General features: G+C 32.0%; 24 protein-coding genes. 17 read left to right on the top strand and 7 right to left on the bottom strand.

The genetic code is table 11. The annotated features are described in order from the left end of the window. Positions 1-14 precede the first annotated feature (14 nt). The 6 genes from JE46_RS01435 to JE46_RS01410 all read left to right on the top strand — a co-directional run bounded on the left by JE46_RS01435 (position 15) and on the right by JE46_RS01410 (position 7588). Positions 15-644, top strand: coding sequence for an arsenate-mycothiol transferase ArsC (locus tag JE46_RS01435; RefSeq protein WP_031453472.1), 630 nt, complete (start codon positions 15-17; stop codon positions 642-644). A gap of 1 nt (position 645) precedes the next feature. Further along, positions 646-1719 (top strand): ACR3 family arsenite efflux transporter, encoded by a 1074-nt coding sequence (gene arsB / locus JE46_RS01430; protein ID WP_031453471.1) that lies wholly within the window; start codon positions 646-648, stop codon positions 1717-1719. Between the two features lie 243 nt (positions 1720-1962). Further along, on the top strand, positions 1963-4491 hold the full coding sequence (locus JE46_RS01425) for a PIG-L family deacetylase (RefSeq protein WP_031453470.1): 2529 nt from the start codon (positions 1963-1965) through the stop codon (positions 4489-4491). A 119-nt stretch (positions 4492-4610) separates the two neighbouring features. Further along, a complete protein-coding gene (locus JE46_RS01420; RefSeq protein ID WP_031453469.1) occupies positions 4611-6341 on the top strand; it encodes a sodium:solute symporter in 1731 nt (576 codons plus the stop codon). A gap of 30 nt (positions 6342-6371) precedes the next feature. Further along, entirely contained in the window at positions 6372-6920 is a 549-nt protein-coding gene (locus tag JE46_RS01415; RefSeq protein WP_031453468.1) for a GNAT family N-acetyltransferase, read from the top strand. 104 nt (positions 6921-7024) lie between these two features. Continuing rightward, complete coding sequence (locus JE46_RS01410; RefSeq protein WP_031453467.1) at positions 7025-7588, top strand: DUF3575 domain-containing protein; 564 nt, start codon at positions 7025-7027, stop codon at positions 7586-7588. Here JE46_RS01410 and JE46_RS01405 read toward each other — a convergent pair. Beyond that, a complete protein-coding gene (locus tag JE46_RS01405; protein ID WP_031453466.1) occupies positions 7585-7818 on the bottom strand; it encodes a VF530 family protein in 234 nt (77 codons plus the stop codon). The genes JE46_RS01410 and JE46_RS01405 overlap by 4 nt on opposite strands. 70 nt (positions 7819-7888) lie before the next feature. Here JE46_RS01405 and smpB point away from each other — a divergent pair, with 70 nt between their 5' ends. Then, the gene (smpB, locus tag JE46_RS01400; protein ID WP_031453465.1) at positions 7889-8344 is read left to right on the top strand and encodes an SsrA-binding protein SmpB; all 456 of its coding nucleotides are present in this window, start codon (positions 7889-7891) and stop codon (positions 8342-8344) included. 71 nt (positions 8345-8415) lie between these two features. Here the strand turns inward: smpB and JE46_RS01395 are convergent, their stop codons facing one another. After that, on the bottom strand, positions 8416-9264 hold the full coding sequence (locus tag JE46_RS01395; RefSeq protein ID WP_031453464.1) for an NAD(P)H-hydrate dehydratase: 849 nt from the start codon (positions 9262-9264) through the stop codon (positions 8416-8418). A 233-nt stretch (positions 9265-9497) separates the two neighbouring features. On the opposite strand from JE46_RS01395, the gene gcvT reads away from it, so the two are divergent. The 4 genes from gcvT (at position 9498) to JE46_RS01375 (ending at position 14039) form a co-directional block, all read left to right on the top strand. Continuing rightward, positions 9498-10580: a glycine cleavage system aminomethyltransferase GcvT gene (gcvT, locus tag JE46_RS01390; RefSeq protein WP_031453463.1), complete on the top strand. Its 1083-nt coding sequence runs from the start codon at positions 9498-9500 to the stop codon at positions 10578-10580. A gap of 199 nt (positions 10581-10779) precedes the next feature. Then, on the top strand, positions 10780-12810 hold the full coding sequence (locus JE46_RS01385; protein WP_031453462.1) for a S41 family peptidase: 2031 nt from the start codon (positions 10780-10782) through the stop codon (positions 12808-12810). A 183-nt stretch (positions 12811-12993) separates the two neighbouring features. Beyond that, on the top strand, positions 12994-13707 hold the full coding sequence (locus JE46_RS01380) for a YebC/PmpR family DNA-binding transcriptional regulator (RefSeq protein ID WP_031453461.1): 714 nt from the start codon (positions 12994-12996) through the stop codon (positions 13705-13707). Positions 13708-13838: 131 nt separating this feature from the next. After that, positions 13839-14039 (top strand): hypothetical protein, encoded by a 201-nt coding sequence (locus tag JE46_RS01375; RefSeq protein WP_031453460.1) that lies wholly within the window; start codon positions 13839-13841, stop codon positions 14037-14039. A gap of 109 nt (positions 14040-14148) precedes the next feature. On the opposite strand, the gene JE46_RS01370 is transcribed toward JE46_RS01375, so the two are convergent. Further along, positions 14149-15060 (bottom strand): phytanoyl-CoA dioxygenase family protein, encoded by a 912-nt coding sequence (locus JE46_RS01370; RefSeq protein ID WP_031453459.1) that lies wholly within the window; start codon positions 15058-15060, stop codon positions 14149-14151. 341 nt (positions 15061-15401) lie between these two features. Between JE46_RS01370 and kdsA the strand changes: the two genes are divergently transcribed. Next, positions 15402-16220, top strand: a complete 819-nt coding sequence (kdsA, locus tag JE46_RS01365; RefSeq protein ID WP_031453458.1) for a 3-deoxy-8-phosphooctulonate synthase — start codon at positions 15402-15404, stop codon at positions 16218-16220. A gap of 21 nt (positions 16221-16241) precedes the next feature. Continuing rightward, the gene (locus tag JE46_RS01360) at positions 16242-17096 is read left to right on the top strand and encodes a hypothetical protein (protein ID WP_031453457.1); all 855 of its coding nucleotides are present in this window, start codon (positions 16242-16244) and stop codon (positions 17094-17096) included. Positions 17097-17160: 64 nt separating this feature from the next. Here JE46_RS01360 and JE46_RS01355 read toward each other — a convergent pair whose 3' ends face one another. Next, a complete protein-coding gene (locus tag JE46_RS01355) occupies positions 17161-17703 on the bottom strand; it encodes a DUF1697 domain-containing protein (protein WP_031453456.1) in 543 nt (180 codons plus the stop codon). Positions 17704-17780: 77 nt separating this feature from the next. Further along, entirely contained in the window at positions 17781-18671 is an 891-nt protein-coding gene (locus JE46_RS01350) for a hypothetical protein (RefSeq protein ID WP_051872785.1), read from the bottom strand. Between the two features lie 327 nt (positions 18672-18998). Between JE46_RS01350 and recG the strand changes: the two genes are divergently transcribed. Next, a complete protein-coding gene (gene recG, locus JE46_RS01345; RefSeq protein ID WP_031453454.1) occupies positions 18999-21107 on the top strand; it encodes an ATP-dependent DNA helicase RecG in 2109 nt (702 codons plus the stop codon). A gap of 23 nt (positions 21108-21130) precedes the next feature. Here the strand turns inward: recG and JE46_RS01340 are convergent, their stop codons facing one another. Together JE46_RS01340 and JE46_RS01335 are read right to left on the bottom strand one after the other, a co-directional pair. Further along, a complete protein-coding gene (locus JE46_RS01340; RefSeq protein ID WP_031453453.1) occupies positions 21131-23461 on the bottom strand; it encodes a hypothetical protein in 2331 nt (776 codons plus the stop codon). After that, on the bottom strand, positions 23421-24557 hold the full coding sequence (locus tag JE46_RS01335) for a hypothetical protein (RefSeq protein ID WP_031453452.1): 1137 nt from the start codon (positions 24555-24557) through the stop codon (positions 23421-23423). Before JE46_RS01335 ends, JE46_RS01340 begins: the two co-directional genes overlap by 41 nt. Before the next feature lie 112 nt (positions 24558-24669). Here JE46_RS01335 and prmA point away from each other — a divergent pair, with 112 nt between their 5' ends. From prmA to JE46_RS01320, 3 genes are all read left to right on the top strand, one after another. Beyond that, positions 24670-25503: a 50S ribosomal protein L11 methyltransferase gene (prmA, locus tag JE46_RS01330; RefSeq protein WP_031453451.1), complete on the top strand. Its 834-nt coding sequence runs from the start codon at positions 24670-24672 to the stop codon at positions 25501-25503. A gap of 35 nt (positions 25504-25538) precedes the next feature. Beyond that, positions 25539-25814: an ATP-dependent Clp protease adaptor ClpS gene (locus JE46_RS01325; RefSeq protein WP_031453450.1), complete on the top strand. Its 276-nt coding sequence runs from the start codon at positions 25539-25541 to the stop codon at positions 25812-25814. A gap of 229 nt (positions 25815-26043) precedes the next feature. Continuing rightward, positions 26044-26496: a hypothetical protein gene (locus JE46_RS01320; RefSeq protein ID WP_031453449.1), complete on the top strand. Its 453-nt coding sequence runs from the start codon at positions 26044-26046 to the stop codon at positions 26494-26496. The last annotated feature ends 31 nt before the right edge of the window (positions 26497-26527 follow it).

The raw sequence follows: 26527 nt of genomic DNA, 5'->3' as shown, positions 1-26527 counted from the left end.
TTACATCTAAGAAAATGCTAAATAAAGAAATTTTATTTCCTGAAATTGAACAAACCGTGTTATCTTTTGATTTTGATGGAATTGACTTTGAACGCAAAAATATTTTGCAGCCGCTTATAGATTTTATTCAGTTTAAAGTTGACAGTAAAGAAGACATTCGCCTGAATTTAATTTGTACACACAATTCCAGAAGAAGTCATTTATCGCAAATTTGGGCGCAAACGGCAGCGCATTATTACAGAATCAAAAATGTCTTTTGCTATTCGGGAGGAACAGAAGCTACAGCAATGTTTCCAAAAGTTGCTGAAGTTTTAGAAAACACAGGTTTTAAAATTCAAAAACTTTCTCAGGAAAACAATCCCGTTTATGCCATAAAATTTGCTGAGAATGCACCTCCAATTATTGGTTTTTCTAAAACTTATAATGATATATTCAATCCTGAAAGTGGTTTTGCTGCAATCATGACCTGCTCACAGGCTGACGGTGGCTGTCCGTTCATTGCAGGGGCAGAAAACAGAATTCCGATTATGTTTGAAGATCCAAAAGCTTTTGATAATACAGCACAGCAAACTGAGAAATATCAGGAACGCAGTCTTCAAATTGCAACTGAAATGTTTTATGTTTTCTCTCAAATAAAAAAATAATATGGCTATAAATCATTGTACTCCGGTTGCCGAAAGAAAAAAACTGGGTTTTCTGGATCGATTTCTTACAGTCTGGATTTTTCTTGCCATGATAATAGGTGTTGCTATTGGCTGTTTTATTCCGTCAAGCGGAAATTTTATAAACTCCTTTTCCAGCGGAACTACCAATATTCCGTTGGCAATTGGACTCATTTTGATGATGTATCCGCCTTTGGCAAAAGTGAAATATGAAAACATGGGAGAGGTTTTTAAAAATACAAAAATCCTTGGCGCCTCATTATTCCTAAATTGGATTGTAGGACCAATATTGATGTTTTCACTGTCGCTTCTATTTTTAAAAAGCTATCCGGAATACATGATTGGTTTGATACTTATTGGTTTAGCGCGCTGCATTGCAATGGTTGTGGTTTGGAATGACCTGGCTGATGGAAACCGTGAATATGCCGCAGGATTAATCGCTTTAAACAGTATTTTTCAGGTTTTGCTTTATAGTGTTTACGCCTATATTTTTATCACGATTTTACCTCCTTATTTTGGGTATACAGGATTTAACGTGGATATAAGCATTGGGCAAATTGCAGAAAGCGTAGGCATTTATTTAGGAATTCCTTTTGCACTTGGTAGTATAAGTCGTTATAGCTTGGTAAAACTTAAAGGAGAAGAATGGTTTCAGAATAAATATGTTCCCTTTATATCTCCTGTTACCTTGATTGCTTTACTGTTTACGATTGTGATTATGTTTAGTCTAAAAGGAGAATTGATTGTTGAAATTCCGATGGATGTACTTCTAATTGCGATTCCTTTGGTGATTTATTTTGTTGTCATGTTTGTCATTAGCTTTTTTATCGGAAAGTATTTTGGTGCCGATTATTCGAAAAGTACTGCGATTGCTTTTACAGCTACAGGAAATAATTTTGAATTAGCAATTGCGGTAGCCATTGGTGTTTTCGGAATTAACAGCGGGCAGGCTTTTGCAGGCGTTATTGGTCCATTGGTTGAAGTTCCTGCATTGATTGCACTTGTAAATGTTGCTTTTTGGTTTAGAAAAAAGTATTTTTTTAGATCCAATTATTGAAGTTTTAAAATATTAGTTTTTACTCAATTTCTAATTAAACCTAAAGCCTTAGCCCAGATGGAAACGGCATCCTTTTGTGGCAGCGTTTGCCACAAAAGATATAGTGTACAGCTGGAAATAGCTCCTAAAGACAATAAAGTATCTTTTAAATCTGAAATAATTTGAACATTAACATATCATTTAAATATTGTACACAGATATTATTAGTATTTTTGGAGCTATTTCAAAAATTCGAATCACGCTATGCGAAAAACTCAGCTCTTTTTAATTTTTTTTATCAGTATACAAATTTCTTTTGCTCAACAGCCACAAAAACCTAATGCTGTTGAAATTTATAATCAAATTCAAAAATTAAACTTTTTAGGATCTGTACTGTATATTGCAGCACATCCCGATGATGAAAATACGCGATTAATTTCATATTTATCCAATGAAGTAAATGCCAGGACCGGTTATTTATCTCTAACACGTGGCGATGGTGGACAAAATTTAATTGGCTCTCAATTACGTGAATTATTGGGTGTAATTAGAACTCAGGAATTAATTGAAGCCAGAAAAATTGATGGCGGGGAACAATTTTTTTCTCGTGCGAATGATTTTGGTTTTTCTAAAAACCCTGATGAAACTTTAAAAATTTGGGACAAAGACAAAGTACTTGCCGATGTTGTCTGGACCATTAGAAAATTCCAGCCAGATGTAATCATTAACCGTTTTGATCATCGTTCGCCAGGAACTACTCATGGACATCATACTTCATCCGCAATGCTGAGTGTTGAGAGTTTTGATTTAACAAATAATCCTAAAATATATCCTGAACAATTAGAATATGTAAATCCATGGCAGGTGAAACGACAGTTTTTTAATCCGTCGTGGTGGTTTTACGGCAGTCAGGAAAAGTTTGATGCTGCTGATAAATCTAAATTTACTACACTGGAAACTGGAGTTTACTATGCCAGAACAGGAAAATCTAATCAGGAAATTGCAGCTTTAAGTCGCAGCCGTCATCAGTCTCAGGGTTTTGGAAGTACAGGAAGCCGTGGTAACGAAACTGAATATCTGGAACCGATAAATGGAGAGAAACCAAAAGACCGCAACAATTTATTTGATGGAATTGACACTACATGGAACCGTGTCAAAAACGGAAAACCAATTGGGGAACTGATTTCAAAAATTATTACCAATTATAATTTCAATAATCCATCAGCCAGTATTCCTGATTTGGTAAGTGCCTATGATATGATTCAGTCTTTAGAAGATACTCATTGGAAAGATTTAAAATCGGATGCTATAAAAAACATCATCGCATCCAGTGCAGGCTTATATTTAGAAGCAGTTGCCGAAGAACAGGAAGCAACGCCAGGAAGCACTATTAAATTAAATCTTGAAGCAATCAACAGATCTTCAGTTGAAATGCAATTGACAGGCTTAACTTCTTTACCGGATAACAAAACCACGGTTAAATATAAACTTTTCTTAAAAAACAATAACGACCAAAGATTAAAACTCGAAATTGAGCTTCCCGAGACTATGGAATATACACAACCTTATTGGCTGAAAGAAAAAGCAAGTGTTGGAATGTATACCGTTTCTAAGCAGGAAATCATAGGAATTCCGGATATTATCAGAGATGTAAAAGTTGTTTTTAATGTGAAAATTAATGGAATTGAAATTCCGTTTGAAAGAACTGTAGTATATAAATACAACGATGGTGTAAATGGCGAAATGTACAATTTTCTGGATATTGTACCGGAAGTAACTACTTCAATTCTTGAAAAAGTACTGATTTTTAAAGATAATAAAAGTAAATTGGTACCGGTAAAAGTACGTGCCGGAAAAGATGGTATTAAGGGAGATTTGCAACTTGAGCTGCCTAAAAACTGGATAGTTTCTCCAAAACTAATTCCGTTTTCTTTGGATAAAAAAGGCATGGAACAAACATTTTACTTTGAAGTTACACCTCCATCAAATTTTGAAGAAGCTATTGCTAAAAGCGTTGTAATTATTAACAATCAACGTTTTGACAAAGATGAAACAGTAATTGATTTTGCGCATATTACCAAACAAATGGTTTTAAAATCTGCTGAATCAAAATTTTTAAAAATTGATTTAAAAACAAGTGGTGGTGCTATTGGCTATATTATGGGTGCAGGTGATGAAGTTCCTGAAAGCTTAGCACAGATGGGCTATAAAGTAACCATTTTAAAACCGGAAGAAATTACTCCTGAAAAACTTGATTCATTTGCTGTTGTAATTACCGGAATTCGTGCCTATAACACTGTAAATGCTCTGGCTAATAAACAATCTATTCTCTTTGATTTTGTAAAAAGTGGCAAAACTATGATTGTACAATACAACACTAATGGTAAATTAATTACTGACCAGATAGCTCCTTACCCGCTTAAACCTTCTAATGATCGTGTTACAGAAGAAAATGCGAAAATTACTTTTTTAGCCCCAAATCATCCGGTCTTAAATATTCCAAATAAAATCAGTACAAAAGATTTTGAAGGCTGGACACAGGAACAAGGATTATATTATCCTAACCAGTTCGATTCTGCTTTTACTCCTATTATATCCTCCCATGATAAAGGTGAGTCTGGAAAAAATGGTGCTTTGTTAGTGGCTCCATATGGAAAAGGATACTACATTTACACAGGCCTGAGCTTTTTTAGAGAATTGCCTGAAGGTGTTCCCGGTGCTTATCGATTACTTTCGAATATTATATCGTTAAAACAACCCATAGAGGCTCCAAAACAGGAATTAAAAAACTAAAACTCAAAATGGAAACTAAAAAAGAAAAAAAATGGAAAAAAAGCTATACTTATGTATTAGTTGCTAATGCTGTTTACATCATTATTTTTTTCTTAATCATGCAATTATACTCATAACTTATGCAGCTATTTGACTGGATTGTACTCATTGTTACCCTTTTATTTATTGTAGGATATGGATCCTGGAAAACCAAAGGAAGCAAAAATGTCGAAGACTTTATTTTAGGGAATAACGAAACACCGTGGTATACTGTAGGACTTTCGGTAATGGCGACACAGGCAAGTGCCATTACTTTTTTGTCTACACCAGGACAGGCTTATCATGACGGAATGGGTTTTGTGCAGTTTTATTTTGGATTGCCTATTGCTATGATTGTTATTTGTTTGACATTTATTCCATTATACCATAAAAACAAAGTGTTTACCGCTTATGAATTTCTAGAAAAACGATTTGATGTAAAAACCCGTTCGTTAGCTGCTATTCTTTTTTTAGTCCAAAGAGGATTAGGAACTGGCCTAACTATTTATGCTCCTGCAATTATATTATCAACTCTGTTAGGCTGGAATTTAACTTTCATGAACATTATTATTGGTGTTCTGGTTATCATTTACACTTTCTCAGGAGGTACAAAAGCTGTAAACGTGACTCAAAAGCAGCAAATGTTTGTTATTATGTCCGGAATGTTTATCACTTTTTTTCTAATTCTACATTATTTGCCACAGGATATGACTTTTTCAAGTGCCATGCATATAGCCGGTGCCAATGACAAAATGAATATTGTAGATTTTTCTTTTGATCCTGAAGAAAGATATACTTTTTGGAGCGGAATCACAGGTGGTTTTTTCCTTATGCTTGCCTACTTTGGCACTGATCAATCACAAGTTGGCCGTTACTTATCTGGAAAATCTGTTAAGGAGAGCCAAATGGGATTAATTATGAACGGTCTTTTAAAAGTTCCTATGCAATTTTTTATTCTGCTAACGGGAGTCATGGTATTTGTGTTTTTTCAATTCAATCCTGTTCCCTTAAACTTTAATCCGAATAATAAAATTGTTATTGAAAAATCTGTTTTTAAAGAGCAATATCATGCTTTGGAAATCAAATTGAATAAGCTGTCTGAAGATAAAAAAGTAATCAATCTTTTGTATATTGAGCAATTAAACCAGGATTATGACAATCCTATTCTTCGAAAAGAATTAGTCACATTATCCAACAAGGAAAAAGATCTGCGAGACCGGGCGAAAGAATTGATTTCTAAAGCTGATAGCAATAGCGAAACCAATGATAAAGATTATGTGTTTTTTCATTTCATTTTACATTATTTGCCAAAAGGACTTATTGGATTACTGCTTGCTGTAATTATTTCGGCAGCGATGTCTTCAACAGCTTCAGGTTTAAATGCTTTGGCCTCAACTACTGCAATTGATATCTATAAGAGAAATCTCAAAGAAGAGAAGTCAGAAAAGCATTATCTTAATGCAACCAAATTCTTCACACTTTTTTGGGGAATTGTTGCTATCCTTTTTGCTTGTGTAGGTACTTTATTTGAGAATTTAATTCAGTTGGTTAACATAATTGGTTCTATTTTTTATGGTACGGTTCTGGGAATCTTTTTGGTTGGATTTTATCTGCGAAGGGTTCAGGCAAAACCAATGTTCTATAGTGCAATTATTAGCCAGTTTACTATTTTCGTCATTTATTACTTTATGATATATATTTATCCTAGTGGTGAAGAAAAATTAGGTTACTTATGGTTGAATTTTATTGGTGCAATCCTAACGATCTTATTATCATTATTTATGCAAATTTCTTTTTTTAAAAGAAATAATAATGAGTTGAGCGAGTTATAGTTCTATTTATTTTTTATAATATCACTGAATATGCTGAATTTTAATTTTACTCCGTTTCCGGTTATAGAAACAGATCGTTTGATTTTAAGACGAATTACAAACGACGATGTAAATGAAGTTTTTGAATTACGTTCTAATCCGGAAACAATGAAATACATTCCCAGACCTCTAGTAAAATCTAGTGAAGACGCGCTCGAACATATTGCAATGATTGAAGAAAAAATAGTAACAAATACCGGCATTAATTGGGGAATTACTTTAAAGTCAAACTCTAAACTTCTTGGTATTATTGGCTATTACAGAATGCAGCCTGAAAATTACCGAGCCGAAATAGGTTATATGTTACTTCCTGATTTTCATGGAAAAGGAATTATTACTGAAGCTGTACAACGATTAATTACTTTTGGGTTTAACGATTTAAGACTACACTCTATTGAAGCCGTAATTGATCCTGAGAATTTTGCATCTGAAAAGGTTTTACAAAAATGCAATTTCGTCAAAGAAGCTCATTTTAAAGAATCTGACTTTTATGAAGGAAAATTTCTGGATAAGGTAATTTATTCACTATTGAATAATTAAAATTTCATTAATAATGAATGCTTAAAAAAATATAATTATCATTATTAAATTCCATTATATTTACAGGCAAAACAAGATAATTTTCCTGTTTCAAACTTTTAAGCATGAAAAAAATACTTTTTATAATTGTTTTTATATTTTCTGGTAGTGTACAAAGTCAAACATATGTAAAATTTAATGTTTTTACAGCACTTGCTCTTGTTCCAAATTTAGGAGTAGAAACCTGTATTGGAGAAAAAACTACTTTTAACTTTGATGTAATGGCTTCGTTTTGGGAATCAGTTGATGGCAAAAAACCAATGAAGTTTTATACTTTCACTCCAGAAATACGTTATCATTTTAAAGAAAAATATAATGGTTTTTATACAGGATTCAATGCAGGATTCGATACTTATGAGCTTCAAAAATGGACGTATTGGAATAAAAATCCTAATTATTACGAAACAGGAATGGGATACAGAATTGGAGCCACAATTGGTTACAATAAAAAACTAAATGATAAATTTTTATTAGATCTTTTTATTAGAGGAGGCTGGCATCACGGCTTTTATAAAGGTCATTATAATGATGGAACGCCCGGAAGTTATGAAAACATAAAAAATTGGAATAAAAGTGGTGAATGGCTTCCTTACGGAGGGGGAATTATGATCTCCTACAAAATAAATTAATTTTCAGGAAACTTAGATAGTGATTTCACATATAATTCTTCTACCTTTTTTCTAGCCCAATCTGTCTTTCTTAAAAAAGTCAAACTTGATTTTATACTGGGGTTTTCAGTAAAGCATTTTATCGAAATTAATTCACCCAAAGTATCAAACCCATAATAATAAACTAATTTTTCTACTATCGCTTGAAGTGTAACTCCATGTAAAGGATCTTTTGATTTTTGATTTTCCATTCTGCAAATTTATATCATTTCTGCAAAAACAATTGCTCTTTCATATATTTGTTCTTAAATTTGTCTTCCTATGTTAAAAACTGTCAATATACTTAATAAAAGAGCCAGGTTTGATTATGAAATAATCGACACCTACACTGCCGGAATTGTTTTGGCCGGAACTGAAATTAAATCCATTCGATTAGGAAAGGCCAATATTACCGAAAGCTTTTGTGAGTTTAGTAATAATGAGCTTTTTGCCATTAATACCTATATCGAAGAATATGCCTTTGGAAATCAATTCAATCATAAATCAAGAAGTGAGAGAAAATTGCTATTGAACAGGAAAGAGTTAAAGAATCTTCAAAAAAGTGTTCAGGCAAAAGGATTGACCATAGTACCGCTAAAATTATTTACAAATGAAAAAGGACTTGCCAAACTACAAATTGGCCTTTGTAAAGGAAAGAAAAATTACGATAAACGTGAATCCCTGAAAGAACAGGACACGAAACGTGATTTGGACCGAATTAAAAAAGCTTTCAATTAGCTTTTATCTATAATAAAGCAATATGATGAGTATTGCTTTTTTTTGCATATCTATTTGACTGCCAATTAATTTCAATATTCAAGACTCAAAAAAACTTTTCCAAGATTTTTAATAATATCCGAGGCAATAAAAGATTGATAGCCTGTTTGGGGTAAAGCAATATCAGCCGTCAATCCGTGAAGAAAAACACCCAATTGTGCTGCCTCAAGGGGCTGATAACTTTGAGCAAGCAAACTGGTAATAATTCCGGTTAGTACATCTCCGCTTCCCGCCGTTGCCAAAGCAGCATTTCCGGTTGTGTTTTTATAGACTGTAGTTTCATTTATAATAAAAGTGGGTGCTCCTTTCATCACTATAATAACGTTATATTGTTCTGAAAAAGCGATTGTTTTTTGAAATTTATGAGATTCGGAGTCCCATTTACCTATTAAACGCTCTAACTCCTTTTGATGTGGCGTTAAAATTGTTTTCTCAGGAATCAGTTCAAGCCAGGGCTGGTTTTCTGATAAAATATTCAAAGCATCTGCGTCAAGAACCAAAGGTGATTTATTTACTCTCAAAAATTCAAACAAACCCTTTTGTGTAGCCAGCTCCTTCCCTATTCCGGGTCCGATTCCAATTGCTTGCGGAATAAAAGTCAAATTTATCTGAGTGATAAAATTTGTATTCTCATCAGTGAGAACCATAACTTCAGGATTTGAAATCTGCAGGATTTGATAACCACACTTTGGTATAAAAGTCGTCACAAGTCCACAGCCAGATTTGATACACGATTTCGAAGCCAGAACTGCTGCCCCTATTTTACCATAACTTCCGGCAATGATAACTCCATGTCCCTGAAGTCCTTTGTGTGTTAATGAATTTACAGGTTTGTAAAATTTGAGAATTTCTTCTTTTGTAATTAAATAGGAAGTTTTCATTTAGGTAATTTTATATTTAAAGTTACATAAAAACTGAATACAAGAATGATTATTATAAGCATAGAGCCCTAGCCCTGGTAGTAGCGGCATCCTTTTTGTTTTTTCTTTAAAAACAAAAAGATATAGCGAATAACAGGAAACAGCTCCTAATCATTGCGAAATTTATAATTTAGACTCCTTATTTTAGATATTTTTTAAATAAATTTGCAACTCAATTTTTATAAAACAATACAATGAAAAATACTGCGCTTACGCACATACATGAAGGTTTAGGAGCAAAAATGCTGCCTTTTGCAGGTTATAATATGCCAATTACGTACGAAGGTGTAAATGCTGAACACGAAACGGTTCGTAACAGTGTGGGCGTTTTTGACGTTTCGCACATGGGAGAGTTTTTATTAACAGGCCCGAACGCTTTGGCTCTAATTCAGAAAGTGACTTCAAATGATGCTGCTACACTTACAATTGGGAGAGCACAATACTCTTGTTTACCTAATAATGAAGGTGGAATTGTAGACGATTTGATTGTTTATAAAATGAAAGAAGAACAATACTTATTAGTTGTTAATGCTTCAAATATTGAGAAAGACTGGAACTGGATTTCATCACATAATGATTTAGGGGTTGACATGAAAAATCTTTCAGATGATTATTCATTATTGGCAATTCAGGGCCCAAAAGCGGTTGAAGCTATGCAATCTTTGTCTTCAATAGATTTGTCAGCAATTGAATATTATCATTTTGAAGTGGCTGATTTTGCAGGAATTGAACATGTAATCATATCTGCTACCGGCTACACAGGTTCCGGAGGATTTGAAATTTACTGTAAAAATAGTGAAGCTGAACAGGTTTGGAATAAAGTTTTTGAAGCCGGAGCTTCTTTTGGTATCAAACCAATTGGACTTGCTGCCCGTGATACTTTACGTCTTGAAATGGGATTTTGTTTGTACGGAAACGATATTAATGATACAACATCTCCTCTTGAAGCAGGCTTAGGATGGATTACAAAATTCAATAAAGATTTTACAAACTCAGAAAGCCTGAAGAAGCAAAAAGAAGAAGGCGTTTCTAAAAAACTGGTAGCTTTTGAAATGCAGGAACGCGCTGTTCCAAGACATGATTACGAAATTGTAGATGCTACCGGTGCTGTAATTGGTATTGTTACCTCCGGAACTATGTCACCATCAATGAATAAAGGAATTGGCATGGGATATGTGACTGTAAATCATAGCGCAATTGACAGCGATATTTTTATCCGAATCAGAAAAAATGATGTTGCTGCTAAAGTTGTAAAATTACCTTTTTATAAGAAATAATTAAATCTTATCGATAACTTAAAATGCATTACTTAATTGTAGTGCATTTTTTTGTTTTAAATTTATCGATAAAATGATTTCAGCCTATTTTGTAAATCATTTTCTACTAAAATACATAGCTTTGATATTAGGAATATTTAGAAAAAATGTAACAGTTTATAAAAAAATTAAACGTAAATTTAATCTAAGATTCACAAATATGAAAAAAGTATTATCGATATTTCTGCTTACAACGAACATTCTATTTAGTCAAAATAGCGGTCAAACGTGCGAAATACTTACCAAAATAAATACACTAATTCAAAGTGAACACATTAGACCAAAGCCTGTGGATGATAGTTTATCTGTATATGTTTTTGACAATCTAATGGATGAATTAGATCCTTCCAGAAATATTTTTTTGAAATCAGAATATGACGAGCTCTCCAAAAAATACAGATTAAATTTAGACGATTTAGTCTTAAAAGGAGATTGCAATTTTTTATCTGATATCAATGCTAAATACACAAATGGACTTTTACGAACGAAAACTGTTTTAGAGAAAATTCAAGCCGGACCAATTGATTACAATAAAAAAGATACTATCCGGTTTTACAAAAAAGCATTTACGTTTTATCTAAAAAAAGAGGATCTGGAAAAAGTCTGGCAAAAAAAAATCCGCTATCAAATTTTGGATAACATCACTGAAACAAGTAATGATCTCGATTCTATAAAATTAAATTTTAAATCGATTGAATTACAATCAAGAACCACTGTTTTATCCAACGAAATTTGCAGAATCAACACTCTCTTAGAAAGAAAAGACACACAACAGGAAAACCTTTATAACTTTTTCTGTACTTATTTTGATCCTCACACTGCCTACTTTAGTGATGATTCAAAATCCAGTTTTGTAGCCTCACTTTCAAAAGAACATTTTTCTTTGGGAATGAGCTTAAAACTGAATGAAAAAAATGAAATCATTATTGAAGAATTAGACCCAAATGGCCCGGCTTTTCAAACAGGACAAATTAAAAAGGGAGATCAGATCGTTTCAATTTCCAATCAAAAAGACACTTTACAGGTTTCATGTGCCTCATTAGAATCAGTTTCTACTATGATTTCATCTGAGTCAAATAAAAATATTACACTTACTTTAAAGCGAAATTCAGGCAAAAATTTTGAGGTTTATATCGAGAAACAAATCATGAAAGACGAGGATAATTCTGTTTATAGTTTCGTTATAGGCAAAAACAGTAAAATTGGTTATCTTAAAATTCCAAGTTTTTACGCAGATCTGAATCAAAATGAAAGAAAAGGATGTGCTGATGACGTTGCCCGCGAAATTATAAAACTTGAAAGAGATAATATAAAAGGTCTTGTAATCGATTTAATTAATAATGGCGGAGGCTCTATGGAAGAAGCCATAAGATTGTCCGGAATGTTTATTGATTACGGGCCAATTTCAATAGTTATAGATAATAAACAGAACAGATCCGTAATTGATGATCCCTACAAAGGTCTTATATACAAAGGTCCTATCGTAGTTTTAGTAAACAGCAACACAGCCTCTGCCAGCGAATTCTTTGCTTCAATATTACAGGACTACAACCGTGCTTTATTGTTAGGAAGCAATACACTAGGAAAAGCCACAATGCAAACCATTATTCCACTTGATGAAAATACGACTACAGATTTTTTAAAAATCAGCATTAATAAATTTTACAGGATTACGGGAAAAAGCCATCAAAATATAGGAGTTACACCAGATGTTGTACTTCCGGAATTTTATGAAAATGTTTACCAAAAAGAAAGTAATTTTCCAACTGCAATAAAAAACGACAGTATTACCCCGTCATTAAAATACAGACCGTATGTAAAAAGAGCTTTAATTGATAAAATTGCGAAAAACAGCTCAGCAAGACTGGCCGATAATTTTTATTTTAAAGAAATCAAAGAAATCAATTCAAAAATTGACAAAATGATAAATGTCCCAAAATCAGAAGTCCCAATGACACTCGATTCGATTTTTGAACAAAAAACCATTAGAAATAAATTATGGACAGAAATTAATACTTTTAAGGATGATAACAATCCGTTGGATGTTTATAATTCAACAGTCAATCAGTTTTTATTAGGTGTTTATCCTGCCGAAAAAACAATCAATCAATATCAAATTGATAATCTCAAAACAAATCCTTACTTAAACGAAGCTGTAAATATTATTAATGAATTTAATAATTCAAAATAAATTCAGCCTTCCGCTACAAAATACAATTTTAATCTATTTTAATCATTTAAATAAGAAAAATAACTCAACCCAAACTTTTAGCCTTTTCTTTAAGATATAACATAATTTAAAAAAGAATAGAGTTTTGATTTTGGAAAAATAAGGAATAACTGTATTTTTGCATCTCAAAATAAAAAATCAGTAATGGGAAGAGCGTTCGAATTTAGAAAAGGAAGAAAAATGAAACGTTGGTCAGCAATGGCCAAAACATTTACCCGAATTGGTAAAGATATTGTTATGGCTGTTAAAGAAGGTGGTCCAAATCCGGATGCCAACTCCAGATTAAGAGCTGTAATACAAAACGCAAAAGCAGCTAACATGCCTAAGGACAATGTGGAGCGCGCTATAAAAAATGCAAGCAATAAAGATACTGCCAACTATAAAGAAATTTTGTTTGAGGGATATGCGCCTCACGGAATTGCAATTTTAATTGAAACTGCATCTGACAATAACAATAGAACAGTTGCCAATATTCGTAGCTATTTCAACAAATGCAACGGTACAATGGGAACCCAGGGATCCGTTGAATTCATGTTTGATCACACTTGCAATTTCCGGGTTGCAAAGGGAAATCTTGATCCGGAAGAATTAGAATTAGAGTTAATAGATTTTGGTGCCGAAGAGGTTTTTGAAGATGAAGACGGAATTTTAATTTATGCTCCTTTTGGAAGTTTTGGAGCTTTGCAGAAAGAATTAGAAAACAGAGGTTTAGAAATTTTATCTTCTGGTTTTGAGCGTATTCCTCAAATTACCAAAGAATTAACAGAAGCCCAAATTGCTGATGTGGAAAAACTAATCGAAAAAATAGAAGAAGATGATGACGTAATGAACGTTTATCACACAATGAAAGAAGAATAATTTTTCTGTATATATTAAAAAGCTCTGGAAATCCAGAGCTTTTTTGTTTATAATGAATTTAAACAAATTCATAAACCAAACACATGTGCTTTTTACTACTATATTTGCAATACCAAACCAAAAACATTTTTATGAAAAATTCAAAATACACAAAATTTGTTGTAATTATAATGGTAGTTTTATTTATAATTGTTAGCATGTTAAGCTGTACTGTACATCATCAGCATTCACATTCTAATAACAGTTCAAAGAAAGTACCACCAGGACAAGCAAAGAAAATGTCAGGAAGTAAAAGTGCAAAAGCATATGCTCCAGGTCAGCAAAAAAAATAATTTACCCAAAAAGCTATTTTTTGCTAAAGACTTTCAATTAGTAGAATATAGAGCCAAAAAATATTTCCTTTACATAAAAAAGCTCTGAAATTCAGGGCTTTTTCTTTTACTAAATCCATTCCGAAACTTCTTTGTAACCATCAGGAAGATATGTAAGATACTGTACCATTCTTGGCAATGAACCAAGATTAGGAGTAGCACAATGAGGCAAAGCTTTATGCCAAATAATAAAATCACCTGCGTTTCCAGTTACAGCAACCGGCTTTAGTTTTTCTTCGGCTACGACCCTTGGATTATCCGTTGGTTTTAACTCTCCGAGCCACTGCTCTATTTTTCTATGAAATCCAGGCACACAATGGAATGCGCCTTCCGTTTCGTCACAATCTGTAAGATATAAAAGACCTTGTAATCCAAAAGGTATCGGCAATTTTAAACTAACATCCCAATGAAGCGGGCTTCCTAAAAATTTAAAGTGTTTTGATTCAGGAGGATTAAAACTTACTTTATCTATTGTTTTATAAATATTTGTTGTTTTATAAAGCTGTTCATAAGCTTTTTGTATTCGTAAAGATGATCTGTTCTTATTTAAAGTGGGATGATTAAAAAAATTAAGCATAAGTCCTTTTAATTCTGAATGTCCTTTATACCATGTTTCTCTCGCATCAGGATTCATTTCCAGAAAATTCCAAATAGCTTTTTGTGTTTCCACACAATCAGATATTGGAATTGCATTCTTTACTATTATATATCCATTTTCATCCCAAAAATCAAGATCCTCTTTTGAAAGAACATTCTCAGAGTCAACTGATTTTATGGTTTTTATTTCATTTTTATTTTCCAAGATCCAGTTTTTAAAAGACTCGAAATCAGGTTTTTTTGAATATAAATATTGAAGCGTTTCTTCCATACTGATGCCTAATCTATATAACATTTCCATTTCTTCGTTCCATGTAGAATTATCAGTAAGAGATTGAGTATCTAATGTACGTTTCCAAAGTTTTTTAAAAAGAATCCATTGCATAATTTTCAATAAAATTGTTATAATGCTAAAATAATAAAATCCAATAACTATTCTTACTAAAACATCTATTAACTTTTTGAATTTTAGAAAATTATCTATAACTAAATTGCTATACCACTAAGCCTCTAGCATTGATAAAAATGGAAATCATATTTTGAGAAAACTTATTTTTTCTTGTTTTCGCAGAACGACCAGAGGAAAATCCTGCAAGAATTTAGAAAAAAAATGTTTCGAGAAATATATTATAATGGATAGCAGGAATAGCTTCTTAAAAAAAACATAATTCTTAGACCTTAAATCGTAAATCATAACTACCTTTGCACTGTCAAAAAATTGATATTATGAACATACAACATATTCCACAAATTAAGCACACTGAAAGTGGAAACTTCTTTTTGTTGGCAGGTCCCTGCGCTATAGAAGGAGAAGAAATGGCTCTCAGAATTGCCGAAAAATTAGTTGGTATTACCAACAAACTTCAAATTCCTTATGTCTTTAAAGGATCGTTTAAAAAAGCCAATCGTTCAAGAATTGACAGTTTCTCCGGAATTGGTGATGAAAAAGCTCTAAAAATTTTACGAAAAGTTTCTGAAACTTTTCACATTCCAACTGTAACAGACATTCATACTAACGAAGACGCTGATATGGCTGCACAATATGTAGATGTTTTGCAGATCCCTGCCTTTTTGGTTCGTCAAACTGATCTTGTTGTCGCTGCAGCAAATACAGGAAAAGTAGTTAACCTTAAAAAAGGACAATTTATGAGTCCTGAAAGCATGAAGCATGCTGTACAAAAGGTACTGGATTGTAATAATGAAAATGTTATGGTTACAGACCGTGGTACTATGTTTGGTTATCAGGATATGATTGTTGATTATAGAGGAATACCTACTATGCAGCAATATGCAACCACAGTTTTGGATGTAACACATTCATTGCAACAGCCAAATCAAACTGCCGGTGTTACGGGAGGTAGACCCGATATGATTGAAACTGTTGCCAAAGCCGGTATTGCTGTGGGTGTTGACGGTATTTTTATCGAAACTCATTTTGATCCTGCAAATGCTAAAAGTGATGGTGCCAATATGCTTCATTTAGATTATTTTGAAGGATTAATGACCAAATTAGTTGCCATTAGAACAACAGTAAATTCATTTTAACTTTTATACAATTTTAGTTCGTTGAAAAATAATTTTTTATTCTTGCCTTTCTTTTTAATGTGTTTTGCTGTAAATACATTTGCTCAGGATGAAATTGCAATACAAGATAAATATACAGCACATAACAAAGGAAAGTTCTTTTTTTCATGGGGCGGTAACAGAGAAAGTTACTCTAAATCTGATGTAACCTTCAGAGGAAAAGATTATGAATTCACGGTTCATGATATGTCTGCACATGATAAACCAAAAGGATGGCATGTTGATTATGTTAATCCATCCCGAATGACTATTCCTCAAACTAATTTGAGATTGGGTTATTTTTTTAGTGATCATTACAGTGTAACCATTGGAGTTGATCACATGAAATATGTAATGAACCAAAATCAAATAGCAAATGTCACCGGTTATATTAATAATACTGGTTCCCAGTATGACAACACTACTTATAACAACACACCTGTAGACTTTACTGATGAAACGTTTTTAACTTATGAACATACGGATGGTTTAAATTATGTAAACACAGAAGTTTCTAGATTTGATGATATTTCAAAATTGTTTCATCTGCCAAATACAGACAAAGTTCAAATCAATCTAACTGAAGGCCTGGGTGGTGGAATTTTATACCCTAAAACAAATACAATGCTTTTAGGAAAAGAACGTCACGATGATTTTCATGTTTCCGGTTATGGAGTTTCTGCAAAAGCGGGTATTAATATTACCTTTTTCAAACATTTTTATGTACAGGGAGAACTTAAAGGCGGCTACATTAACATGCAGGATATCAAAACTACGGCAAGTAATGACGATAGTGCTTTTCAAGACTTTTTCTTCTTTCAGCGAATTATTGCTTTTGGAGGAATATTCAGAATTTAAAAAGACATAAACAATAATAAAAAAGCAGAATTCATTAATTGGATTCTGCTTTTTTATTTATTTGTTATTCAGAATACATTTTCAGCAAATTAGTTACTGTATTCCAGTTTCTGATTGTTGCTGTTACGTTTAGTTTTTTCTCAATGTACTTTTGGTCAAATCTTGTTTTCCCGGCCCCAACTGCATATTTGATAAATATTCTGTTACCATCAATGCTGGCTTCGTCAGGTTTAAACTGACTTATTTTTAAATCATTTATATTTTCACTTTTTAAAGCAATAGAGACAAATGCAACGTATAGCTTTTTTGTATCAACATCTTTTTCTTTCAAATAAGGACTATTTTTAAAACACAACTCCAAATCTTCTTTTGTAATAACAACCACGGGGACTTCATGTCCAAACACCTTAAAAATTTCCTGTTTGATCATGAATCCTATTTTCGATGCATTTTCTTCTTCCGTATCTACAAAAACATTTCCGGATTGGAGATAAGTTCTAACGTTGGTAAAACCTATATTTTCGAGCATTGTCTTTAATGCTTCCATTTTCATTATATTATGACCTGAAACGTTGATTCCTCGTAAAAGTGCTAAGTGAGTTGTCATTAATTTTATCTTTTTAATACTTCAAAGATATTGTTTTCTAAAACTTAAATCAGATTTAGAAATTTTAAATTTTTGCATCATTTAGCAGATGCATGCTCTTTAGCATATTTTTTCTTTTCTGAACGTGAAAATTCTTGTGTTATAATGGCTTCATTTACAGAGGTTATATATTCTTTTTTAGATTCAATTGTATTTTCACCATCTTGTGTAACAAAATTAGGCATCAAATATTTATAATTGCTTTTATATCCTTTTAATGTCTGATTTCGGTTTTCTTTCAAAGCGATATCAGATAAATAGTAAACTGAAAAATCAAGTCGGTAGGATTTTAAATCATACTTTTCGGTTATTCCTAATTCTGTTTGTGGATAAATTGTTTCTCCTAATTTTACAAAAATTCCATTCTTTTTAAAACCCTTATATTCTGCAAAAGTTCCATCTGCATGCTCAACAACTACTGAATTTCTCATGCTGGTATAATGGGCATTGGTCGATGAATTATCATCATATTCATTTTTTACCTGTACTACAATTCCTTTTCTCATACTACAGATCGTATCTGGTTTTTCTGAATGAACTACATAAGACTTCCAATTTAAAGCTTTCTCCTGTCCCAAATATTTTTCTCCTATATTTCCAGCTTCATAAATTTTTACTTTTTTTCCATTTTTAAAAGGAAGTGTATAACGAAACAAAGTATCAATCTTCGGATTAAGTTCTCCCATAACGGTATAATATCGCATAGAATATCTAATTCCTCTACTTTTATCGAGAGGTCTTAATCTATACAAGTTACCGGAGTACCCCCTAACTTCTGTTTTATAATTGCTTATATCGCAGTTCTCTACATTGGTAAATTCTAAACTTATTGTATATGTCCCAGGTTTGTCTTTTGTATATGATAAGTCAATACTTTTGTCATCATTTGTTTTAGATTCAATAGACACAATTGGAGTTTGCGCTATCATTTTATAATTTATCCCTATTACTATAAGGAATATAAAAAAAAATAGTTTTGATTTCATTTTCTCTGCGGTTACTAAAATTTGGTTATTTGATAGTTTAATATTTACAGTACAAGATTACTATATATTTTTTATAAAAAGAAAATTCTTATTTATTTTTATAAAAATATTTATTGAGTTCAAATCTTCCTGTTTTTAAATTTCCTAATTAAAATCTATCTTCGCTTAAGAAAAGAAAAATATATTATACAAAGAAAACAGACCAAATATATCAACTGTTCTCTGCATTCTATCAATTGAAAATTCTAAAATCTAACCGTATAAAAAACAATGTCCAATAATCTCCTTGATACCCCAATCGAATACTTAAAAGGCGTTGGCCCTAGTCGTGGTCAGTTGCTTCGTAAGGAATTAGGAATTCATAAATATGGAGATTTAGTTAATTTTTTTCCAAACAGATACATTGACAGGACACGTTATTACAAAATAAATGAGCTTCAAAATACTGGTACTGAAGTTCAGATTATTGGAAAAATCATCAATATAAAAACGGTAGAATTTGCAAAAAACAAAAAACGTCTGGTAGCGACTTTTGTGGATGACACTGGACAAATTGAACTTAATTGGTTTCAGGGGCACAAATGGATTAGAGAGAGTTTAAAACTAAATGAAATATGTGTCATTTTTGGAAAATGTTCTTTGTATGGAAGCCAGTTTAGTATGGCACATCCTGAAATTGAATTATTTGCTGAGCACGAAAAAAGCCTTCGTTCAGCTATGCAACCAGTTTATCCTTCAACGGAAACCTTGTCAAACCGAGGTATTTCAAACAGGACTATTAACAAACTGATGGAACAGCTTTTCATCGAAACGCAAGTTTTATTTACTGAAACTTTTCCCTCTTACTTAATTGAAGAATTAAAATTAATTTCTAAAAAAGCAGCCTTATTCAATATCCATTTCCCTAAAAGTACAGATGCTTTGGCGAAAGCACAGTTTCGCTTAAAATTTGAGGAATTATTTTTCATTCAGTTACAATTAATAACCAAAAATCTAATTCGGAAGCACAAGATAAAAGGACATCCCTTTACAAAAGTTGGTACTTATTTTAATGAATTTTATCAAAATCATTTACCTTTTGAACTCACAAATGCACAAAAAAGAGTTGTAAAAGAAATTCGTTCCGATATGGGCAGTAATGCTCAAATGAATAGACTTTTACAAGGAGATGTTGGGTCAGGAAAAACTATTGTTGCGTTTATGAGTATGCTTTTGGCAATTGATAATAGCTTTCAGGCCTGTTTGATGGCTCCTACTGAAATTCTTGCCAACCAGCATTTCATTGGTTTATCTGAATTAGCTAAAACATTAAACATTAATATTAAAATACTAACCGGTTCAACTAAAACTTCAGCAAGAAAAATTATTCATGAAGAGCTTGAAAATGGCAATTTACACATTTTGATCGGCACTCATGCTTTGCTGGAAGATAAGGTAAAATTTCACAATTTAGGATTAGCGGTTATTGATGAGCAGCATCGTTTTGGTGTTGAGCAACGATCAAAATTATGGAAGAAAAATGAAATTCCGCCACACGTTTTGGTTATGACTGCCACTCCTATTCCCCGAACTTTAGCGATGAGTCTGTATGGCGACTTAGACATCTCTGTAATTGATGAATTACCTCCGGGAAGAAAACCAATCCAGACGGTTCATCGATTTGACAGCAACAGATTAAAAGTATGGAAATTTCTTCGTGACGAAATTGCAAAAGGAAGACAAATTTATATCGTGTATCCACTGATTCAGGAATCAGAAAAAATGGATTACAAAGATCTGATGGATGGTTACGAAAGTATTTCACGCGATTTTCCGCTTCCTCAGTATTCAATTTCTATTTTGCATGGTAAAATGAAACCAGCCGATAAAGATGCCGAAATGAAACGCTTTTCTGAAGGAAAAACTAATATCATGGTAGCAACAACGGTAATAGAAGTTGGTGTAAATGTTCCAAATGCAAGTGTTATGATTATCGAAAGTGCCGAACGCTTTGGATTATCACAACTACACCAATTACGAGGCCGTGTAGGGCGAGGAGCCGAACAAAGTTATTGTATTTTGATGACAAGCCATAAATTAAGTTCCGATAGCAAAACCCGAATGGAAACTATGGTACAAACCAATGATGGATTCGAAATTGCCGAAGTTGATCTTAAACTTCGTGGGCCGGGCGATTTAATGGGAACTCAGCAAAGCGGTGTATTAAATCTTCAAATTGCCGATATTGTTCGCGATCGCGATATTTTGTCATTGGCCAGAAATTATGCAATGAAAATTTTAAAAGAAGATGCTCCGTTACAAAAAACTGAACACGCTACTTTAAAAGCAGTTTTCATTGAAATTACAAAGAAAAAAAGCATCTGGAACTATATTAGTTGATAATCCAGTATTATTAAAGTTGATTAATTTATATAAGAATCCAAAAGCGGACAGTTGTATTTTTTAAAATTTGCCGTATTTGAATAAATTGAATAAAAATCCTCCAGCTCCTGCCCTGCTTCAAAAGGAACAACTTCCTGATCTGAATAAACATGATCAGCATGATAACTATAATAATTACATTTGAAAATCATTAAGCTTGCCATTGCCTTTTCATTATTATTTTTAGACATTTTCAAGGCCTTTTCATAATATAGTTTTGCCATTGTCAGATTATAATAATTACCGTTTTGGTATTTTTTTTCAAAATCAGTATTATCTCCATAAATATAATCAATGTAGGATTCTCCTGAAGTCCAATCATAAGCAGTCATCATCCAGGAATTTCCCAGATATGAAACGTTAAAATAGGCATGTGCTAATTGCAGATTACTGGCAGCTGTGTTTTGTTTCTTTAAGCGAATAAGTTTTGCTATAAATTCTGCTTTATTGAAACGATAATTAAATTTACGTTCTTCCGTTTTTTGAAGTATTTTAGGCACAAACGGATTTTCATTCAGGTAATCCGTAAATGAATAATTCTTTTCCCAAAAATCTTTCGGCATTCCGGAAAAAGTTTCGTAAGCTAATTCCAAATTATTATTTCTAAAAGCAAGCGTTCCTTTTAAATCTTTATAATAGTTAATATTAGGTGATATCGTCCCTGAACAAATGTATTTCTCAAAAGGCGTTTTATTTTCTTTTTGCTGTAAAGTGATCAGCTTATCGATATCTTCAACTGTCGCATGGCGATCAAAATAACCAATATAGGTGTAGAAATAAGGAGTGTTATATCTCGAATATTCACCTTCATTTTTAATATCAGATTTCATAAATAATAAACCCGCAATTACTCTGTTTCCTTGCCTGAAAAATTCATTACTGGCAATTCTATATAAACTATACAGATTTTTAAATAACCCTTTGTCATTTTCTATCAGGTTTTCTACAGCATTAAAATTCTCAAAAAGTCGGTTCTGAACTTTTTCATCATTAAGATCATTCTGCTTTAGTGCAATTAAAGCCATCTGAATATTCTTTTGCATTTGTATTGTAGCATTAGCTCTATCAGAAATCATATTGGTATATTTCTTCCCTAAATCAACTTCGTCATCAATAAAACAGAGTTGTGCTATTGCAGTTGTGAGATAATCCTTTTGCTCTCCGGATGTATTATCCAGAATACTAATCAAAAAATCTTTCAACTCTCTTAAATATAAAATATCCTTACTGTAATTTTCTTGTTTTGCTTTGGCAAAATCTTCATACCATATTTCACCATTTAAAACTACAGAAGGACTCCCATTGGTAAACTGTGGTGTAAAAATCCAATCTTCTAGTTTATTGATTTCCCTCCCAATTAAAAAACTCAAATACAAACTATTTGGACTTAAGGCATAAACTTCTTTTATAACTTTAAAATCCGGGGCCGGATTTCGCAAACTTTCAATAGCCAGAATCACACTTCTTTCTTCATCACTTTTAGCTAAGGCTAAAGTTTCTGTGGTCCGTTTCCAATTATAATGTTGTAAAACAGCAAATGATTTTTCTTCACAAGTTGCAAAAACCTTACTCAGTAAATAGTTTTGCAAAGTCAAATCGTCAATACATAAAGCTTTATAATATAATGCCCAGGGTGCTAATATTGTTTTTTTATTTTCAGCAAAAAAGGTGTCATACAACCGGATAACCTCTTTTGGTTCCTGAGCGTAAAAACTATATCGTAAAATTAAAAAAGCATAACGCTGTTTTAAAAAAGCATCTTTGGAGGAGGCAATTTTTTGTTCGAAATTCTCTAAATCAGAAGATTTTTTTCCATTACTGTCATAATTAATATTATCCCAGGATTCCCATTTTTCAACTGGACTACTATCATATTCCATTTTTTTTGCGAATAAAATATAATCCAAAAAAGCTTTATTTTGGGGCATCAATAAAGTTTCAATAAAAGTATTCTTTGCAAATACATCTTTTAAAGCCTTGTTCTCATATGCATTTTGAAAAACTTCTGCATCTGTCTGATACAAAATAAAATAGGCATCATCTTTATTTATCTGATTACCTAGTTTTTTCTTCCACTCTAAACAATTCAATTCCTGATCTGCATTAGAAATTGTGTTGGTAGAATAATAAGAATCAGCAGAATAATAAAAAGGAGTCAATTTAAAAAAACCTTCACGTTGCGCTTTAAACAATGCCAATCTGCTTGTCTCAGGTGAAACACTCCATCCACAGGCAAAAGAAACCTGAAAACTTAATACTAAAATTAAACTTCTAAAAACGCGCATAGTAATTAGATATTTCTTGAGTTCCATAATCATTTATGTATTTTTTATCGAAAGAAAAAAAAGTTATCCGGGTTTGTCCATCAATCTGAATCTTATCTTTAATGACGGAAATCATTTTGTCCAATTCATCATTTGAAATCTTTTCAATTCTGATTTCATCTCCATTTCGTAAATAAGTTTGCCCAACCAACACATCGTCCTGAAGTATAAATTTATTCGATGAAGATTTTTTTAATTTAATTGTGTCATTCAATAATTGATCATAATCGGATAAAATGCCTTTAAAAGCATTACCTCTGAAAAGCACAGCCCAACTGTAAAGCGGCAAAGATATATCTAACCTGAGTTTGTATTGGTTGTGAGTTATATATTGCTCGAGCTCAGCACTTGTACCAATCGAATTTTCTGTTTTAAAATCATCCGGTTTTGCCAAATTATAACACATTAATAAACCTTTATCAACCGGTGGCATGCCTGATTTTTCAGCATACTTATACTGCCAAAGCCGAATTGTAGCAGCGATTTTAGAAGTTGGAAATCCTTTTTTTATTTTTTGAAGTAAATAGAAATAATTTTCTTTTGATTTTTCTGACCAGTCACAATCTATCAAAATTTCTTTAAAATTAACTTTCAGTTTTGATAGCTCAGCAGATTTTACAGAATCATAATTCAGTGTTTTAAAATCTTTCTTTTTATGATAATTTTCCGGATAAACAATTTTATATGCGATTGATTCAGCCTTGGTTTGATTCATTTTATTACCAACTTGCAGAACTCGCCTGAATATCTGGATTGCAAGACTATCCAGTTGTTTCCTGTCAGATTGGATAACGACTTCATTTGTTATAAAAACACTTGGTGTAATATCCAGATTACTCTCATTCAGTCTAATATCATTAATCGTTGCAACAGGTAAAGGTTCTTTTGAATATGGATTCCAATCAACATCAAAAAAACGAACATACATGTGTTTTACATTCAAATCTTTTATCAAAGAATCATCTTCTTTGTCGAAAGATAAATCGGTTTTCCAATAACAAAATGATCTGATAACTTCGTGTTCTTTCTTACAGCTTCCTGAACATAACACTACAAAAAGTAAAACAAAAATAATATTCTTCATATGATTAATCGACTAAAAACGCTGATCAAAATTAACACTAATATTTGTAAGGATATCGATTATTTATAAACAACTTCTAATTTCGATTATTACCTTTGCAAAAAAATTATTTATGTCAAATATATATTTAGGATATCATTTTACAATAGAGCCTAAGGAATCAGGATCAGAAATTTTAATAGCTGAATTAGGCGAAAAAGCATTCGAAAGTTTTACAGAAACAGAAAATGGAATATCAGCTTTTGTAAAAAAAGATTTATGGGATGAGAATATTTTAGATGACATTTATATTTTAAAATCTGAAGAGTTTAAAATCGAATATACTGTTGAAGAAATTGATCAGATTAACTGGAATGAAGAATGGGAAAAGAATTTTGAAGCCATCGATGTTGATGGAAAATGTCATGTTCGGGCTCCTTTTCATCAGAAAACCGATGCAGAATTTGATATTGTAATTGAACCTAAAATGAGTTTTGGTACAGGTCATCATGAAACAACACATATGATGATTCAGCATTTACTTGAAATTGATATTGAAGGTTTAAAAACATTAGACATGGGTTGTGGAACAGCAATCTTAGCCATTTTGGCTGAAATGAAAGGTGCTCAGCCAATTGATGCTATTGATATTGATAACTGGTGTTATTTGAATTCGATAGAGAATGCAGAACGCAATAATTGTACTCACATCACCGTTTACGAAGGTGATGCAGCTTTATTAAAAGGCAAAAAATATGATTTAATAATAGCAAACATCAATCGAAACATTTTGTTAAACGATATGCAGTTTTATGTTGATTGCCTTAACCCCAAAGGCATTATACTTTTGAGCGGTTTTTATGAAGAAGATATTCCTTTTATTGATTCTTCTTGTACCGAAAAGGGTTTAACATATGTAAAAAAGTTTCAAAGAAACACCTGGGTTTCATTAAAATACGTAAATTAGTTAATCGAAATTACTAAAGTACAAAACGTAAAAATATGAGTACTAAAGAAAAAGTAAGAGAAAAAAATCGCGAAAAAGAAGCCATAGGTTTCAATAACGAAATTATTGTTTATAATGATGATGTAAACACTTTTGATCATGTGATTGATACTTTAATGCGTGTTTGCAGCCATACAGCCGAACAAGCGGAACAATGCTCACTGATTGTACATTACAATGGAAAATGTACCGTAAAAACAGGGCCTATCGATAAATTAAAACCACAATGTACACAGCTTTTGGAAGCTGGACTCAGTGCCGAAATTGTTTAAATTGAAATAATATAAAAAACATTCTACCACATTCACAGAATTCATGGTAGAGTGTTTTTTTTATTCATAATTTTATGGCATAATATCTGATCATAACTGATGTCACAAATTGATTTTAAAAATCAAAATTAAGAATAGATTAATTTCAATAAAATCTAAAATTTAGTTTTAATTCATAAATCTCTGGTGAAAAAATCTTTTACATTTGTATTAAAATAATATTAAGTCCATGAAAAAAATAACCATTCTTATTGTTTTATTAATTGCCGTTACTTCATGCGTAAGTACAAAATCGACATTAAAAAATGTAGATGACAACGCTCCTGATTTAGTTTTAAGCAAAAACAATACGTTTGTCATTAAAGAATTCAGCAAGGACAAAAAGTATGGCTATAATCCGGACTATCCTATTAATATTTTCTACAGAAACACTAAAGATGAGACGCTAAATGAGATTCGTTTTTTAAACGCTTTAGCAGGCCCAAACGGCGAAAAAATAACATATACAAGGTTAGAGACCTGTTGCCCGTTTCCAACCAAACGAAGTGATATGGGAGCTGGATTTTTAAATGTCTACGAGTTAAAGTGGGAAGGACAGAAAAAACCAATTACATTATATCTGAATGTTTATGAAAAAGGTATTTTGATGGTTCCAATGGGATTGAGCCTGAAAAAAGAGTAATACAAATTAATTTTAAAGATGTAAAATTATT

Source organism: Flavobacterium chungangense LMG 26729 (assembly GCF_000735715.2).
Taxonomy (GTDB): Bacteria; Bacteroidota; Bacteroidia; order Flavobacteriales; family Flavobacteriaceae; genus Flavobacterium; species Flavobacterium chungangense.
The sequence above is the reverse complement of the archived record's forward strand: the minus strand, read 5'-3'. Positions and strand labels throughout refer to the sequence as shown.